Below are 16,398 nucleotides of genomic sequence, written 5' to 3'. Positions count from 1 at the left end.
TTTCCTCCGATAACAGAGAGCAACCACTTTTACGTGATACTCCCTACGGAATTGCGAGCTTGAAATGATGTTCATTTGCAATTTGAAATGTTAGTATGAATATATCATACCTAGAGAAATAATAAGAAATGGAGAGAAACGATGCAAAACAAAGAAATATCCGCAGCAGGAGCAGCTCCTAATGGTCGCTTTCCAGTGGCTCTGTTCTGCCTGACCGCAGGTGCCTTTGCGATTGGCATGACTGAGTTCGTTATTATGGGACTATTGCCCAATGTAGCAAGCGATCTAAAGGTCACGATTCCGCAGGCTGGACAGCTGATTACTGGCTATGCACTTGGCGTTGCTGTTGGTGCGCCGCTGCTCACAATCGCTACCAATCGGGTAGCACAAAAGCAATTGCTCTGCCTGTTGATGGCGATCTTTATTATCGGTAATCTGGTAGCTGCGATTGCGCCTAACTACAATGTACTGATGATTTCGCGATTGGTGACTGCTCTTGCTCATGGTACATTCCTGGGCACAGGCTCCCTCATCGCCGCACGACTGGTTCGTCCTGACAAACGTGCAGGTGCCGTCTCCCTCGTGCTTGCTGGCTTGACTATCGCTAATATTATCGGTGTTCCTTTTGGCACATTGATTGGACAGCAGCTGGGCTGGCGTTCATCATTTGGTGCGATCACGATCATGGGTGTAATCTCGCTAATTGGTATTATCTGGCTTATTCCTAAAATTCATCAAACCGAGCAACCCAGTCTGGGCAAAGAGGTTCGCAGTCTGTTCCATCCGCAGGTACTGCTGATTCTTGCAACCGGTGCCTTTGGTTGCTGTAGTCTGTTTACCGTATTTACGTACATTACCCCGATGCTAACGGATGTGACAGGATTTCAAGAAAGCAATGTCACTTGGATTCTCGTTATGTATGGGATTGGTGTAACGCTGGGAAATCTAATTGGCGGGCGTCTGGCTGACTGGAAGCTGATGCCGTCTGTCATTACGATCTTTGGCTTATTATCGGTGCTGCTATTCATTCTGCCTGGTGTATTGCATTGGCCTATTCTTACACTGATCGTTATTTTCTTATGGGGGATGGCGGCATTTGGTATTATGCCGGGAATCCAGCTACGCATTATGAATCTGGCACACGAGGCACCACGACTTGCTGCAACCTCCAGCCACTCTGCGCTCAATCTTGGCAATGCAGCAGGTGCCTTTATCGGTGGTGTAGTCATTACTCACGCTGGACTTGTGTATGTACCACTCGTAGGCGGCGTACTGGCTGCGATCGGTACAGGTGGCGCTGTACTCAGCTATTATATGGTGGAGAAGCGTAAAAAGCAGATTGCCTAGTTGCCTAGTTGCCTAGTTGCCTAGTTGCCTAGTTGCCTAGTTGCCTAGTTGCCTAGCAAATGGTATCTTACTTCCAATCATTTTGGCAAATAAATTCTGACTCATTCAATAGACTATGAATGTATAGCGAGTGGCTTGATACAAGTACGCTCCTATCTATTCATGGTCTATTTTGTATTTCGAAGCTTGCTACAGCCGCTGATTCCATCGCAAATACAATAAAGGCGCGCTGTACGGAGGAATCCGATACAGCACGCCCTTATTGGTAATTCAGTGTATTCGATACATCGCTCATGCGCTTGAGCTGATGAGAATCTTGTCCATCTGGTCACATCAATCAAATGTTCAACACATCCATTTACAATTTTAGTATCCTGAACCGCTAGCAGCATATCAGGACGAACGTGGCAGCGTTGACGCTGCTGGTACTTTTACAGCTGTAGCTGCATCTTTTACCTTACGAACGGTAAATGGCATTCTCAGCTCTACCGTTACTGTCCAGGTGATCATTTTACCTGCCAACCATACGGCTAGCATCGTAAACATTGTTTCCTTAAATGGCAGGAAGATGAGGCAAAGACCAAGAACGATCGCATCTCCAACAATAAAGACATTACCGATCTTCCAGCCTTTCCAGTCACTGATCAAGCGGGATAATACATCGTCGCCTCCCGTGGCCCCTCCATAACGGAGAACAATTCCAGCGCCAAGTCCAGTTAAAATACCCGACACTACAGCGGCTGCTAACAGGCTTCCGTGCAAGTCCACGACAAACGGCGATAATTGCTCAAACCCTGCATAGAACAGCGAAAACGCACCCGCACCGATCATAGTCATGATCATAAAGCGATGTCCTTTTAGCCACCAGGCAATCACAATTACTGGAATATCGAGTACAAGCGTACTCCATGCTGGCGACCAGCCAAATAAATATTTGCCCAGCAATGCCAGACCAACAAATCCGCCTTCCGACAGATTGTTATGAAAATTAATGTGATAATAAGCAAACGCAAGAATAAACGTACCGATCAATATTGCAGCTACTTGCTTTGCTGCAACCTTCCAATTGTCATTTGTTCTCTTCCTCATACAGGTTCCCTCTTTTTCTCGTAAGTGTGGTCTTTAATGACCTGTTCTTACGGGAGGTGCACCTGGAGGACTTCATCCTTCGCATACGTGCTGCTCCTTTTCCGTAAGATATAGGCCAATAGGTTGGGCACTACACTACGGAGGAGCTAAGTATAGGAGAGATCATAACGTTTCCAAATCGTCCTTTGGGAAATCATCCTTCGGGGACACATGGTATCCTGATCCTTTCTGGTGTTAGAATTTAAATCTGTATCTATTATACCACGGACGGCTTGTTGCTAAACAACTTGCCGAATCGTCGTATTCTGCAATAAGTCGCAATGGTTTGCAATAAACTGTCATTATCCCGCTCTATTCATGTATAGGTTCACTATCCTACCGCTTTTCCTTCCGTATGCACCGTTTCTCATCGATCTTAATGGAAAAGCGGATGAGCCGCGAAAATACGCCGTTTTTCGCGATAATGTTGCGTTAAAATAGGGCTAACATGACGTTTACAATTCAGCCCTGTCTTTAATCTATTCTCATAAAAATTATGCAAATGAAGTGATCCAATATGGAGACATATAACGAAGAACATAATGAAACCATTTAATTACAACTTGCAGTTACGACTTGGCGCGGTCAAGGTTATCCAGCAAGCTTTTAACGATATAAAATGAATTGCCTGCGGATTCAAGCTGCTGACTGATCTCGGATGCTGGCATTGGACGATTCACATAGTAGCCCTGAATTTCATCGCAGCCGGTTTCTTTCAAAAATTGCAGCTGCGCTTCAGTCTCTACACCTTCGGCGAGTACATGAATATGCAGCGCTTTACCAAGTGCAACAATTGCTCCTGCCATACGACAATCCTCATCCATATCATCAATACAGCTGACAAAGCTACGATCAATTTTCAAAATCGATGGACGTAGCTGCTTCACATAAGCAAGCGATGCATAACCACTGCCGAAGTCGTCAATCGCTAGCTGTACTCCGCGTTCGCGTAGCTTATCCAATTGCACAATAACACGCTCCACATTATGGATCGCCAGTGATTCCGTTATTTCCAGCACAATCTGCTTAGGCTCAATACCTGTCTCTGCGATAATCTCCAGAAAACGCTCTGCCAGATGCTCATCGTGGAACTGATAAGGCGATACATTCACACTCATACGAAAATCACCATAGCCCTGCTCTTTCCAGATGCGTTGCTGCTCGCATGCTGAGCGTAATACCCATTCGCCAATCGGAATGATCAGACCGGTTTCTTCGGCAATCGGAATAAAATCAAGAGGTGAAATGAATCCAAGCTCAGGATGCTTCCAGCGTAATAACGCCTCCATCCCTTCAATCTGTCCGTTATCCAATCTTACCTGATACTGGTAATAAAGCTCCAGTTCCTGGCGACATAATACACCACGCAGAGAGCTTTCCAGACCTAAGCGATTCTCATAATGCGCACCGATCGCATTGGTAAAATAGACCGCTTCCTGCCTTGCGTTCTTCTTGGCTTCATACATCGCTGCATCTGCATTTTTCACCAGCTCATCGAGTGTTACACCATCCTGCGGATAGATCGCAATCCCGATGCTAACCGAAATGTATAACGGATGACCATTCATATCGAGTGGCTCCTGCAAGCAATGACCAATCTTATCTACCACACGCTCTACATGCGCATGATCTCGCATCGGATCAAGCAACAGAATAAACTCATCTCCACCCAGACGGGCAAGCATAATCTCATCCGATAAATGACTGCGAAAGCGCTCCGCTGCCATTTGCAATACGCGATCTCCAGCCGCATGTCCCAGACTATCATTAATGTACTTGAAGCGATCAAAATCGAAGAATAGCACAGCCAGCTCATGCTTATCCTCTGCTGCTTCTATTCGTCGTTGCAATTGCTCATAAAATTGACGACGGTTAGGCAGTCCGGTAAGCTCATCATGCCGTGCAGCATGGTCGCTTAACCGTAGCAGCTGCCGCAGACGAAGTAGTAGTGTATCATTTTCAGAGAGAGATAATAACTGACGGATCGAAAGTAATAAGATGCCGAGCATACAGCTGAGTAGTAGCATATCGAAGGATGAAAATTGCCGTGGAATGACGAAAAATAATAGTACGGTTACGCTAACATAGGGTAGAACACGTTTGACCCATCCTCTGGCATGAGAAGCATAGGCTACAGGTAATACCTCCTGGGAAGGCGGCTGCTTTAAAAATTCAAGCCCTGCTAGTGCAGACAATAGCAAAGAAGCACTCCACAATGGATCAATTAGGCTGCCCATACGATACATATTGTGCTCTAGCATATAAAAGTAGCTCATATCCGCTGCTGCAAAAACGAGTAATGACCACATAAGCAACCAGCCTACTCGATTATGCTGTCGATCCACCCGTACGAATAATAGGAGTACGAGCATAAAGATTAGCACCAGCTCGACTAGCGGATAACTCAAATTCACAAGCAAATAAGCCCAGTTGCCACCATTTTCATTGATGCTTCGCCACATGATCGGCTCCACGATAAGCGCCCAGCTGATTGCCACCACGGTTAGCATGAAGATGGAGGTATCCAGCAAAAATTGAATTTTACCTAGTCCTCGCAGGCTACGTTGTCCGAGTAGTAATAAGGCTACAAAAATAAAAAGATTATGGAGCATCCATAAAAAGTCAGAGAAGCTGAATATCGAGGATACAAGCGATGGATTCATGTGAAGGATGAAAGAAGCTACAATGGAAAAGCTATAGCACAGATGACTGGCCGTTAGCAGACCCCAAAATATTCGACTTTCTCCCCGGCAACGATAGGTGACCATAGACAGAATGGCTGTTGTGAGTAATGGCGCAATCATATTTAGAATTGGTGTCAGCCATGTGAGCACATTGTCATTATGTCGAAAGATGATTAGTAGTAGGTAATTCATAAGTATCCCTATTGCTGCTATATAAGCAAATTGGCGATAACGATGCATAACGTCCCCCCTTACATCAAACAATCAAAACATGAGCAACCTAATTGCTCTATTTCCATTGGTAATTATATCGGTATTAATATGGAATTTTTTAACTTTAAATTTAGAAATTAGGTATTCCTATTTTTAGTCGGATATCGTTTTAATAATTACGATGCAGCATTTATAATAAAAACAGTACTTTCATGGGGATGATGAAGGTACTGTTTTTGAATTACATATTTTTGTTTTCTAAAATAAGAGCTGCTACGTCTGGATCAAATATGGCATTTTGGATTTCTGCTGCTGTCCATGCGTTGAGTAAAATAAATTCAAATGACAGCATCCTGATATTCAACCTCTGTTACTCTTTCATTTAATAGACGGACACCCACACCATTTTCTGGATCCCATGTACAGGTAAATAATAGTCCAATATCGCGTTCTTTATGAATATCGCCATATGGAATAACTACGGCTTCTAAACTAACCATAGTTGTGATGTCTTCGACTTTATCGATTGCAGGATAATTCGTTTGACTTGCCATATCGTATCCTAATTCATGTCTTGTCTGTTGGTAGTATTTTAGCTCCATCAGTAAGTATTAACTAATGTTGATATTGCTTTATTAGTCATTAAATAAGGCGCCTACACCAAATTTGGTTGTAGACACCTTATTTCGCTTAGACTAGACGCTGGCGACGGAGATCAAAGAGTGCATCGATGCCTCCGCTCAGTAGCTTCTCTACCGTTTTCTCTTGTCCATTGGAGAAATAATATTGGATTTCTTCAGCATACAGCGGCAATAACGTCTGGAAATAAATCGGCCATTCCTCTGGATCGGCTACGCCTTCATCTCGGTACGTCATTTTAAATGCTTCCGCACTGCCCGGATATGGAGGAACGACCATCACACCGCAGTAATCCGTAGTGGTATCGTAAGGAATCAATGTGGTATGCGCAGGCAGTCCATTCAACGAGAACATTTCTCGATAGCTATCCGACAGATCGTCTTCGTTTTGGTGAGGATACACGAGCCATTGACCAATCCAGTATCCGCGTTGCATAATCTCGCTGCCGAAATGGCGTAGCATGCGCACGACCCAGGCATATGGTGATTGTTCCCAGTTTTGCTCGGTCAACTGGGCGTCTGGTGGGAGATGCACGACCAATTCGACATAACCGGTGTCATGGCCAGCAGGAATCATACCACGCCAAAAGCTATTGCCATAGGTGACGAGTGTTTGAAAAGGGAGATGGCTTCCCGGTGCAGCTAGATAAATTTCTGCATCACCTGCATCATTACTGGCACCGGGGATACAGCCAGTGATACGACCGTAATGCTGTTCGATATGTGCTTCTAAGTCTTTACGGGACGTAGCACGAATGCGTGGGTTATGTTCGACAATCGGCTCGGTACTATCTGTCCAAGCGAGTCTAAAATAGATGCCTTTTATTTCTGCTTGTTCGATAGCTTCCTTTAACTCATCGGATACATATGTGGTTACCGAGACAATAGGGAAATCACCCAGATTGTGCTTAGTATTTACCGTTTTGAATATCGGTTGATTATGAACTTTATCGGGTAAAAGAACTTCTTCATCGAAGCCACCATAATTATCAGGAACAGACTGTTCATAATCGATACAGTCTAATACATTTGTGACATTGATCAGATAATAATCTTGATTTTGATAATGTAATTCTAGAAATTCCGCTTCATTAGCAATCAGCGTTTGGATTTTTTCTTTTACAGAATGATGCACAATTATGGCGAAAGATCCACCGCGGAAAGTCAATACATCTCTATGTTCACCTTCTTCATAGGTAATCAACTCAATCGGTTGCCAATCTTGTAATAAAGGCTTCCCTATTTCTTTTTCTTCGATATTTTCTAAATCCACAGGATTCTTAGTATCTACTTTTACACAATCTGGACTTACATATATTGTCCATATTTTCAATCTAATCACTCCTCTTAATCACTATATAAAAAGTCTATTTTCCTATTAATAATCGTTTTGTTAAACATTGAGTGAACTGAACATGAAATTATTTTCGGAAATTAGTAAATATTTAAACGTTAATGTTGTTGTTATAATGATTGAAATCAATATGCTCCATTTATGTATACTTTGTATTGAAAACAGCAACTTAATTACGCCGATATTAAGTTGCTGTTTTAAAAATCAAGCTACCGTGAGTTATTGTAAGTCATAACTTGTAATCAATTATTTACAACTATAAAAAATAATCTTGTATATTAAAAATCCACCTTTATTTTGTTTTCTATTATTGTTCTAAAATTCGAATAATTCCGCATCATATTTTTACCATAGGAACTGGCAGCTTCATTTCCTAAATTTAAACTATTATAATTATCTCTAAATTCCTTTTGGATTTTTTCTTCTAGGCTTCTGTAGTATTTATTACTAGCTTTTTCTGCTAATTCCCGTGAACCATAGCATAAAATGAATGCGATATCGACTATATAACCTTTAGGTGGATAAAACCCATTTGTAGTAACTTCGTCTACAAAATTATCTAAATCATTAGTACACTTTTCTATAATAGGCACGCATACCCGATCTAGCCAATCTGTAAATTCAATAACTGCTTGATGTGAATCTTCTTTATTCGCTATATTCCAATGTAATTTGCCATTAGGCATATTACATTGACGAGAATTAATGTTAAATATTTTATTTTTAGTTTTTAATGAAATTATTGCAAACTCGCCATAAAAGACCACATTTTTATCAGAAACATTATTTAAGCTAGTATAAAAGAATACTTTGTACATGAAGTTCTTATCTTTTTTTGTCATCCAATGACTTGTCTTGGAATACCTCCAATCGTAATTTCTATATGGGACTGATATGGAACTGCATACATGATCAAACATTTCATTTGGTTTCATATTCCCACCTCAAAGTTAGTTAATCTAGGATTTATTAAACTCCGTGTCATTTATAAAGAGACTATACATCTATATGTAAAGAAGATTGTTATTTTTGCTAAAATGACTATACACATATTATTCATATCGATAGGAGCTATTCACGATGAAACCTAGCTTTGAACATGTCTGGAATTTAACTGAGCAGGAAGCTATTCAGTTACAAACTCATCTAGCTAAAAAAGTCATTTCGTCCGATGAATTTCTTACTATCGACTATGTCGCAGGGGTCGATGTCGCTTACAGCAAATACAATAATACCTTGATTGCAGGTATCGTTATTTTGGATATGCGTTCATTGGATGTCACCGAATCCGTTGTTGTAGAAGATGATGCTTCATTTCCGTATATACCTGGACTGTTCTCTTTTCGCGAATTGCCTCCAGTTGCCAAAGCATTTTCGCAAATCAAAACGGTTCCCCAACTCGTCGTTTGTGATGGGCAAGGCGTAGCCCATCCTCGTCGTTTTGGGCTTGCCTGCCATCTTGGAGTTCTATATGATATTCCTACGATTGGCTGTGGGAAAACGAGACTATGTGGCGAATATATAGAGCCTTCACCAGAACGTGGTAGTTCCAGTCCGCTCATAGATCAAACTGAAATCATCGGAAATGTGTTGCGCACCCAGACGAACGTGAAACCTATCTTTGTCTCCGTTGGGCATAAAATATCACTCCCAACTGCCAATCAAATCGTATTGCAACTAGCGACGAAATATCGACTGCCTGAAACGACAAGACAGGCTGATCAGCTAGTGAATGCGAGATTGAAAAGATGAGGGGTGAACTCATTTTATGGTTTACTATCTTTTTTGAGTATATAGAGTAGTTCAAACGAACCTCGTTTCTTCAGCACTTCTTGATAGTACAGCTTCGTCTTTATAAAATGGGTTTCTGTAATATATTTTCCCAAAGCTTTATTAGTCACATATGCGCAATTAATTTTGCCTAGACCAGTTATCGTACTTTTCAATCATTTCTTTTTCAAATGAGCTTAGCTCTACCTTTTCCTTTATGATGATCCCAGATTTATCCCACTCTTTATAACTCGTTTTGAAGCCATGTCTGTATTGTGCAATGATTTTGACTCGTTTATTTTCATGCCATGAAATGTACATCCCATAAACAGTACCTTTGATCATTTGGCGATATAAGACTGGTAATCCATTATCAAAAAACTCTACATATTCTCCTTCTTCGATTCCATTAATATAATGAGCATAATATGCTATATTTCCATCTCTATTTTTTTCATATACCAATCCTGATATTGGCTCTCCACCTTCTTCTACAGGTCGATTATATAGTTCCTGTCCTGACAGACCAGAGTAACATACATTATCTGTAAACTCTGTTCCTTGAGTCATGACCTCATCTTTAGTTAGAATGTTAGGTTGAGCCATCATATAATCATCCTTTCATTTGACTCGCAACGCTTCAAACCATTCTTCTGCAACATCGTCTGCATCTTTTACAGGATCATTTGAATAGATTAGACCATACCGTTAGTCCGCTTTGAGTTGATTGGCAGATACATTATAAATTAATTTCTGTCATTACAGTAAGGTGCATTTCCTGGCATAATTTTACGATTTGCTCTTTATTTTTATTTAAGGCTGTTAGAACTTCTTTTTGCCGATTAATCGAAGTATCGTACAGCGATTGTCCATTTTGAAGTGCTTGATTTAATTGATGTTTAAACTTCACGTCAATTATAGTAGGCAATAATTTTTCCTTCATCAGGATAATTTCCTTGCCAGCCACAGGGTAACCCACCTGATTTATATATATGTAATATGATCTCATAAAAATTATTTGTCTTACCATTAACAATACGATTGATCGCACAGTTTTTCAAATCGACAACGATACCCTCAAAAAAATCGCTGTATTGTTCTGAAATACTTTCCCTGAGATGATTAGCTATATGTTCTGTCAAATCTTCTAAACCTTCTAGCTTAGAAGGAGTCGTTATGTCATAGAGTTTTCTTTTGAGTTCGGAAGTTTCCAATTGTCTAATATCTGACCATGTGTATTCATCTTCACCGTACACTTCATCAAAAGCATAGTGCGGTATACGTTCAGCATTGCTTATCGTTATAATATCTGATGGCTTTTCCTTAGGAATGGGGTTATTTAAAGTTCTAGCAATTTCTATAATTTCTTTGATGATTACTTGATTTTCTCTAGAGCTCATACGATCCAAGCCACCTATCTTTGATTATTTTCAAATGTTTAATGATGTCAAATTATAATATCCTGATATCCAACCTCTGCTACTCTTTCATTTAACAGCCGGACACCTACACCATTTTCTAGATCCCATGTACAGGTAAATAATAGTCCAATATCTCGTTCTTCATAAATATCACCATATGGAACAGCTATGGCCTCTAAAGTAACCATGCTTCTTATTTGTTCGATCCCTTCAATTGCGGGATAGTCAGCATTGATAGCTATATCGCATCCTAATTCCTGTCTTTTTTGCTGGTAATACTGTAGCAGCGACTATAATACATGGTTTTGTAATTGGTGCCAATTTTCTAAATATGTTCGATATGCGACATATTGACGCTGATCAAATCTACCATCTTCGTCTCCATCGACTATTAAAGTAATTGTGTTTCTTTTTTTAAAGAAATCTAGCTCTACTTCGCGAGTCCAACCATATTTATAGGTTAGCTCTCCAAATATAGGATCATCGATTTTCATCTATAGGTCTCCTTTTATTTTGGCTGGCGCAACCTATTTAAATAAGGTGCCTACACCATTTGGTTGTAGACACCTGATTTCGCTTAGATTAGACGCTTACGGCGCAGATCAAAGAGTGCATCGATGCCTCCGCTCAGTAGCTTCTCTACCGTTTTCTCTTGTCCATTGGAGAAATAATATTGGATTTCTTCAGCATACAGCGGTAATAACGTTTGGAAATAAATCGGCCATTCCTCTGGATTAGCTATGCCTTCATCTCGGTACGTCATTTTAAATGCTTCCGCACTGCCTGGATATGGAGGAACGACCATCACACCGCAGTAATCTGTATTGGTGTCGTAAGGAACCAATGTGGTATGCGCAGGCAGTCCATTTAACGAGAACATTTCCCGATAGCTATCCGATAGATCGTCTTCGTTTTGGTGAGGATACACGAGCCATTGTCCGATCCAGTATCCCCGTTGCATAATCTCGCTGCCGAAATGGCGTAGCATGCGCACGACCCAGGCATACGGTGAGTGTTCCCAGTTGTGCTCAGTCAACTGGGCGTCTGGTGGGAGATGCACAACTAGTTCAGCATACCCGGTATCATGTCCGGCAGGGATCATGCCGCGCCAGAAGCTATTGCCATAGGTAACGAGTGTTTGAAAGGGCAGATGACTTCCTGGTGCAGCCAGATAAATTTCTGCATCGCCTGCATCATTGCTAGCACCAGCAATACAGCCCGTAATGCGACCGTAGTGTTGTTCGATATGTGCTTCCACATCTTTACGGGACGTAGCACGAATGCGTGGGTTATGTTCGACAATCGGCTCGGTACTGTCTGTCCAGGCAAGTCTAAAATAGATGCCTTTTATTCCTGCTTGTTCGATAACTTGTTTTAACTCATCGGATACATATGTGGTTACCGAGACAATAGGGAAATCACCCAGATTGTGCTTCGTATTGACTGTTTTGAATATCGGTTGATTCTGAACTTTATCAGGTAAAAAAACTTCTTCGTCGAAGCTACCATAATTATTAGGAACAGATTGCTCATAATCGATACACTCTAATACATTGGTAACATTGATCAGATAATAAGCTTGGTTGTGATAACCAACTTCTAAAAACTCTGCTTCATTAGCGACCAGCGGTTGTATAGTTTCTTTTACGAAACGATTCACAATTAGAGCGAGGGAGCCGCCTTGAAAAATTAGTACATCTCCGGAATCACCTTCCTGGTAGAGACTCAGCTCAATTGGTTGCCAATCTTTTAATAAGGAATGACCTCTACCAGCTTTTTTGATACTTTCCAAGTCAGAAGGATTTTTGGTATTTACTTTTTCGTAATCATCACTTACATGTATTGTCCATATTTTCAATTCGATCACTCTTTTCGTAAATGATTATCCATGACCATAAGATAATACTTGCTTTTGATAATACGAGAGCATGCTTCTTTGCTGTACCTTTTATATGTAGATTCGTTCTGTTAATAATCCAGAGTTTTAGCTTTCTTATTTAAAAATAGAAGATGAGTAGATACTGTTAATCACCCATCTTCTATTTTGAATAAGCTATATATTTGCGCTTCATTTGCAATACTTATGAAAAGCCTTATTACTAAAGATGTTTTTCGATCATAGGAAGAATGCCTTTATCAAAAATCGCACCTTCAATTTGTGCATCTTTCCATATGGTATTTTGAAGATTAGCATTGGTGAAATTCGCTCCTCTTAAATCTGCATTTGAGAAATCACAGTCTCGACAATCTGCTTCAGTAAAGTTTGTTTTCTGCGCGTTCACATTATTTAACTTTGCTTTAATAAAGCTGGATCCTTGAAAATTACTTTCTGTTAAGGTGGCCGAATCCATATTAACTTCATCAAAATTCACTTCTACTGCCGTAACATTAATCAAAATCGAAGATCTGAGGTTTGAACGAAGCAATGTACTTCCAGATAAATCAGCAGATGAAAGATCAGCTTCTGTGAAGTTTGCTTCTATAGCAGTACTTATTTTAAATTCCATCTTATTCATATTCGCTTTCATGAAAATACATTCACTATATACACAATCAGCTAAATCTACATTCTCAAAATTTGCACTTATAAAATCACAAGAAAGAAAGCTACAATCCCGCAATGAAATCCCTGTAAATATTGAACCTTTAAAATTAATATTTTCTGCAAACAAACGATCTGCTGTAATGTAAGAGAGATCGCAAAGAGAAAGATCCGCTACTTGAATGCTAATATTATCAATAAGTTCATCATTTATTTTTGCTTGATCAATAATGGTATTGAATTCTTTTCTGTTATTAATTACTTTTGTCATGTTTCTCCCACCATTTCAGCCTTAAATAGTCAATGACGAAGCTTTTGTTCCCATTGTTTGCCTGGTGAAAAACTCACGCCCATTTGATCATCATCAAAGTGATGTTCTGCAATACACCCAGAAGGTTGTAAATAAGTCATCATCTTCACCCATGCGTTAAGCAATTGTTCGCTATTCGTATGGAATGGAGATTCGACTATGTCCAAATGTACTCCTCCCCAATCCAGCAACTCCGCTTTACCTGGACTATTCAAAATAAAATCTTGACCAAACATTTCCAAACACAAACCGGATATATACGTTCTAGCTCCAACACCAAGTGGACCATTTTTGAAATATTCTACTGGAGTCGGTAATGCACAAGTATCCATCCATATATGTGTTCGCTCATCATCATTCGTCCATGGATAAGAGACAGGCCAAAATAGATGGGTTATACCAAAAGAAGGTTTTAGAATACTTGCAAGCTGATCTGAAAGATCTAAAAAGCTATCGTACTGCTTGGAGGACAAATTTTTACATTTTAATCTAAGAAATGCTCGTGGGTTAGAATATACATCAATCATCAAATTAAATTTATTCCCCTTATCACGTCCAAGATAAAGCTCGGAAACTTTCTTTTCGCGAACAGCTTGAATGATCTCTTCGGCATTATAATTCAGTTTGACACGTTCATCATTGCCCCAGTAGGTAGGTATATATTTGTCATTTTCTTTAAAAATATCTAAGAATTTTTGAAGAGTTTCAGTTTCTTCTAAATACGTGGTTGGAAACATGCTTATTGAAAAAAAGTCTGGTTTCATTATGTATCTCCGTTTGGTGATTTCATTATATGTCTAACTTTAATACCTATTCTAAAAACACGTTAATGATAAAGATAATGAAAAAGCTTATTATGTAAAAGTCTGTTCGTTATCTCTATACATCAAAATTAACTAATCAATTCTTTTATTTCGGGATATGGATTAGTGACACTTGCCACAGTTCATAAGGATTGTAGAAAGGCTCCTCTTCATCAAATAAAACACACTTTTGAGTTATTTTAAGATTAGATTCTATCCTTTAAACCCATCTAAAATACTATCTATTTGTAAAGAATATTTATCTGGTTCACTTTCCCTAATAGAAAGTAATAATTCTCTTATTTGATCTAAGTTTTTCTTTTCGGCATCGAGCAAAACCTCTTTATATACTTGTAATAATTTAGGGGAATTCAATATTGCTTTTTGTATTTGCTCTGCCCAAAATTCTGCTTGAGGCAACATATGGCTGATACCATACACTAAGCTTTTCATTCCATCACTCGTATTTTGTTTATGTATGATATGAAATATCGTTTCGAGTAAGTAATCATCTGTTGAGGCTTCAGCTACTTGATCTTCAAAAACTTTGCATAAACCGGGCAAATCCTCAATTGTTCCACGTTCAGATAAATCATTCAGAAGTTCTTCGAATTGTTCAATACTGTCACATTCGTTTTCTAAAAATCTCATCTTATATAATCTATCTATTTTTTCTTTATTATTCATGGATTTCTCCTTGTCTGTATATGTGCTGGTAGTATCTTTTTTATATTTGATAAAAAGCTGTATACTCTGCATTTATATCTTTTATAAAGATATTATACCTTTATATGTAAAGAAGGTTAAAATGACTATATACATATTATTCATATCGATAAGAGGTACTAATGATCAAACCTAGCTGTGAACATTCTTAGGATCTAAATGAACAAGAAGCTATTCAATCACAAAATTATTTGGCAAAATAAGAAAAATAGTTGAGTAGTTGCAAAAGTTGTACTTCTACTCAACTACTTTCATATTCCCTCAAACTTCTGAAAATCATACAAATGGTTGCACGTTATTATTGCGGATCAAAATCCATAGATTAAGTTTATACAATCTTTTAATATCTGGATTCTGCATCAATTAATCAAGTGCTTTATAAATATTTTTTCCAAACTTATACATATTATGATCATCTAATAATCTATACATCTCTACATTTTCGAAACAAATAAATTGACATCATAGTATAGAACAAATAATGACTAAATATTTATTTGATTTAATTCCAATTTTTATAATAATTAATCGCTTTAGCAGTATTCAATTATACTTGTCTTGCAATAATTCAATAGCAGGATGAAACTTGAGTTGCTGGGCTAATTTTAAAGCATCCATATCCTGCATAAACTCATTGGAGTATTTTATATTGAGATTGATTCCTGAATCAATCATAATTCTTACCGCTTCTATATTCTTTGTTCTAATTGCTGTAAAAAGAGGGTTTAATTTAGGTGAATACATGTTGAGTTTCATGTGTTTATGAATCAGCAACTTCACAATGTTGTTATGACCTTGAGCAATAGCTGTATTTAATTCTATTCCTGAAAATTTATTAAGATCTATGCCATGATCAATAACAAAAAGCGCTACTTCTACATTGTTATTTAGCAGAGCACTGTTTAATATGCTGCCATCTATCATTGTCATGTCGATTGAAATTTCTTTATTCTGAATCCATTTCTGAACTTGTGTATTTTGATGATCTGAAATTGCTTTATTCAGTTTATGACATTGCTCCACATAATCGGTAGATTCTCCCCACAAGCAATTTTCGTTGTAGCGCTCTATAAATTGATCATATTCCTTAGAACCCGGTTTAGGTCCTTCCATGACAGCCTTTTGAAAAGCTTGTGGAGGACTATATTCCTGCTCCAAAATAGATTTCAATATCGTATCGGGTGCAGCAAATTTTTGGTCATTTTTTTTGCTGAGTACTCTAATTTCAGAATATCCCAATTTCATTTCATTTCCTCTATACTCGAAAGAAGTGGGATGAGAATGACGCTGCTTGTTAAATGGACATTTTATATATTCATATAAAGCCTCGATAAACTCAGAAGAAGGTTTAGCACGTGGAAATTCTTTATTTGCATCCAGCCACCCAATATTTTGTGAATTTTCGAAATGATCTTCTGAGTAGTACGTTAAGTCTTCGTAAAAAGTCAAACCGATGTTCCTC

At 38.9% G+C, this 16,398-nt stretch carries 14 protein-coding genes and 1 pseudogene; 2 read left to right on the top strand and 13 right to left on the bottom strand.

Annotated features, from left to right (window positions below; translation table 11 throughout):
- Nucleotides 1-141: 141 nt before the first annotated feature.
- The gene (locus SK066_RS08650) at nt 142-1,347 is read left to right on the top strand and encodes an MFS transporter (protein WP_320544367.1); all 1,206 of its coding nucleotides are present in this window, start codon (nt 142-144) and stop codon (nt 1,345-1,347) included.
- A 393-nt stretch (nt 1,348-1,740) separates the two neighbouring features.
- On the opposite strand, the gene SK066_RS08645 is transcribed toward SK066_RS08650, so the two are convergent.
- The 5 genes from SK066_RS08645 to SK066_RS08625 form a co-directional block, all read right to left on the bottom strand.
- On the bottom strand, nt 1,741-2,436 hold the full coding sequence (locus SK066_RS08645) for a YitT family protein (protein ID WP_320544366.1): 696 nt from the start codon (nt 2,434-2,436) through the stop codon (nt 1,741-1,743).
- 608 nt (nt 2,437-3,044) lie between these two features.
- The gene (locus SK066_RS08640) at nt 3,045-5,351 is read right to left on the bottom strand and encodes a putative bifunctional diguanylate cyclase/phosphodiesterase (RefSeq protein WP_320544365.1); all 2,307 of its coding nucleotides are present in this window, start codon (nt 5,349-5,351) and stop codon (nt 3,045-3,047) included.
- Nucleotides 5,352-5,710: 359 nt separating this feature from the next.
- Nucleotides 5,711-5,926 (bottom strand): DUF6985 domain-containing protein, encoded by a 216-nt coding sequence (locus SK066_RS08635; RefSeq protein WP_320544364.1) that lies wholly within the window; start codon nt 5,924-5,926, stop codon nt 5,711-5,713.
- 136 nt (nt 5,927-6,062) lie between these two features.
- Nucleotides 6,063-7,343: a suppressor of fused domain protein gene (locus SK066_RS08630; protein ID WP_320544363.1), complete on the bottom strand. Its 1,281-nt coding sequence runs from the start codon at nt 7,341-7,343 to the stop codon at nt 6,063-6,065.
- Between the two features lie 299 nt (nt 7,344-7,642).
- A complete protein-coding gene (locus tag SK066_RS08625; RefSeq protein ID WP_320544362.1) occupies nt 7,643-8,299 on the bottom strand; it encodes a hypothetical protein in 657 nt (218 codons plus the stop codon).
- 145 nt (nt 8,300-8,444) lie between these two features.
- On the opposite strand from SK066_RS08625, the gene nfi reads away from it, so the two are divergent.
- Complete coding sequence (gene nfi, locus SK066_RS08620) at nt 8,445-9,116, top strand: deoxyribonuclease V (protein WP_188775165.1); 672 nt, start codon at nt 8,445-8,447, stop codon at nt 9,114-9,116.
- 159 nt (nt 9,117-9,275) lie between these two features.
- Here the strand turns inward: nfi and SK066_RS08615 are convergent, their stop codons facing one another.
- From SK066_RS08615 to SK066_RS08580, 8 genes and pseudogenes are all read right to left on the bottom strand, one after another.
- On the bottom strand, nt 9,276-9,743 hold the full coding sequence (locus SK066_RS08615) for a toxin-antitoxin system YwqK family antitoxin (protein WP_188775164.1): 468 nt from the start codon (nt 9,741-9,743) through the stop codon (nt 9,276-9,278).
- 302 nt (nt 9,744-10,045) lie between these two features.
- Nucleotides 10,046-10,534 carry a hypothetical protein gene (locus SK066_RS08610; RefSeq protein ID WP_320544361.1) on the bottom strand — a complete coding sequence of 163 codons (489 nt, stop codon included), beginning with the start codon at nt 10,532-10,534 and terminating at the stop codon, nt 10,046-10,048.
- Nucleotides 10,535-10,581: 47 nt separating this feature from the next.
- Nucleotides 10,582-11,049 (bottom strand): annotated as a pseudogene (locus SK066_RS08605) (DUF6985 domain-containing protein).
- Nucleotides 11,050-11,132: 83 nt separating this feature from the next.
- Nucleotides 11,133-12,413: a suppressor of fused domain protein gene (locus tag SK066_RS08600; protein WP_320544360.1), complete on the bottom strand. Its 1,281-nt coding sequence runs from the start codon at nt 12,411-12,413 to the stop codon at nt 11,133-11,135.
- A gap of 241 nt (nt 12,414-12,654) precedes the next feature.
- Nucleotides 12,655-13,368 carry a pentapeptide repeat-containing protein gene (locus tag SK066_RS08595; RefSeq protein ID WP_320544359.1) on the bottom strand — a complete coding sequence of 238 codons (714 nt, stop codon included), beginning with the start codon at nt 13,366-13,368 and terminating at the stop codon, nt 12,655-12,657.
- Nucleotides 13,369-13,397: 29 nt separating this feature from the next.
- Nucleotides 13,398-14,171 carry a hypothetical protein gene (locus tag SK066_RS08590; RefSeq protein ID WP_320544358.1) on the bottom strand — a complete coding sequence of 258 codons (774 nt, stop codon included), beginning with the start codon at nt 14,169-14,171 and terminating at the stop codon, nt 13,398-13,400.
- Between the two features lie 252 nt (nt 14,172-14,423).
- Complete coding sequence (locus SK066_RS08585) at nt 14,424-14,897, bottom strand: Imm30 family immunity protein (RefSeq protein ID WP_320544357.1); 474 nt, start codon at nt 14,895-14,897, stop codon at nt 14,424-14,426.
- 582 nt (nt 14,898-15,479) lie between these two features.
- The gene (locus SK066_RS08580) at nt 15,480-16,385 is read right to left on the bottom strand and encodes an ankyrin repeat domain-containing protein (protein ID WP_320544356.1); all 906 of its coding nucleotides are present in this window, start codon (nt 16,383-16,385) and stop codon (nt 15,480-15,482) included.
- Nucleotides 16,386-16,398: the final 13 nt, after the last annotated feature.

This window comes from Paenibacillus hunanensis (assembly GCF_034055775.1).
Taxonomy (GTDB): domain Bacteria; phylum Bacillota; class Bacilli; order Paenibacillales; family Paenibacillaceae; genus Saccharibacillus; species Saccharibacillus hunanensis.
Note: the sequence above shows the minus strand (reverse complement) of the source record. Positions and strands in the feature narration are given on the sequence as shown.

Coding starts and splice junctions, on each gene's coding strand:
- SK066_RS08650 (WP_320544367.1), top strand. CDS start 142: ATGCAAAACAAAGAAATATCCGCAGCAGGAGCAGCTCCTAATGGTCGC.
- SK066_RS08645 (WP_320544366.1), bottom strand. CDS start 2,436: ATGAGGAAGAGAACAAATGACAATTGGAAGGTTGCAGCAAAGCAAGTA.
- SK066_RS08640 (WP_320544365.1), bottom strand. CDS start 5,351: ATGAATTACCTACTACTAATCATCTTTCGACATAATGACAATGTGCTC.
- SK066_RS08635 (WP_320544364.1), bottom strand. CDS start 5,926: ATGGCAAGTCAAACGAATTATCCTGCAATCGATAAAGTCGAAGACATC.
- SK066_RS08625 (WP_320544362.1), bottom strand. CDS start 8,299: ATGAAACCAAATGAAATGTTTGATCATGTATGCAGTTCCATATCAGTC.
- nfi (WP_188775165.1), top strand. CDS start 8,445: ATGAAACCTAGCTTTGAACATGTCTGGAATTTAACTGAGCAGGAAGCT.
- SK066_RS08615 (WP_188775164.1), bottom strand. CDS start 9,743: ATGATGGCTCAACCTAACATTCTAACTAAAGATGAGGTCATGACTCAA.
- SK066_RS08610 (WP_320544361.1), bottom strand. CDS start 10,534: ATGAGCTCTAGAGAAAATCAAGTAATCATCAAAGAAATTATAGAAATT.
- SK066_RS08595 (WP_320544359.1), bottom strand. CDS start 13,368: ATGACAAAAGTAATTAATAACAGAAAAGAATTCAATACCATTATTGAT.
- SK066_RS08590 (WP_320544358.1), bottom strand. CDS start 14,171: ATGAAACCAGACTTTTTTTCAATAAGCATGTTTCCAACCACGTATTTA.
- SK066_RS08585 (WP_320544357.1), bottom strand. CDS start 14,897: ATGAATAATAAAGAAAAAATAGATAGATTATATAAGATGAGATTTTTA.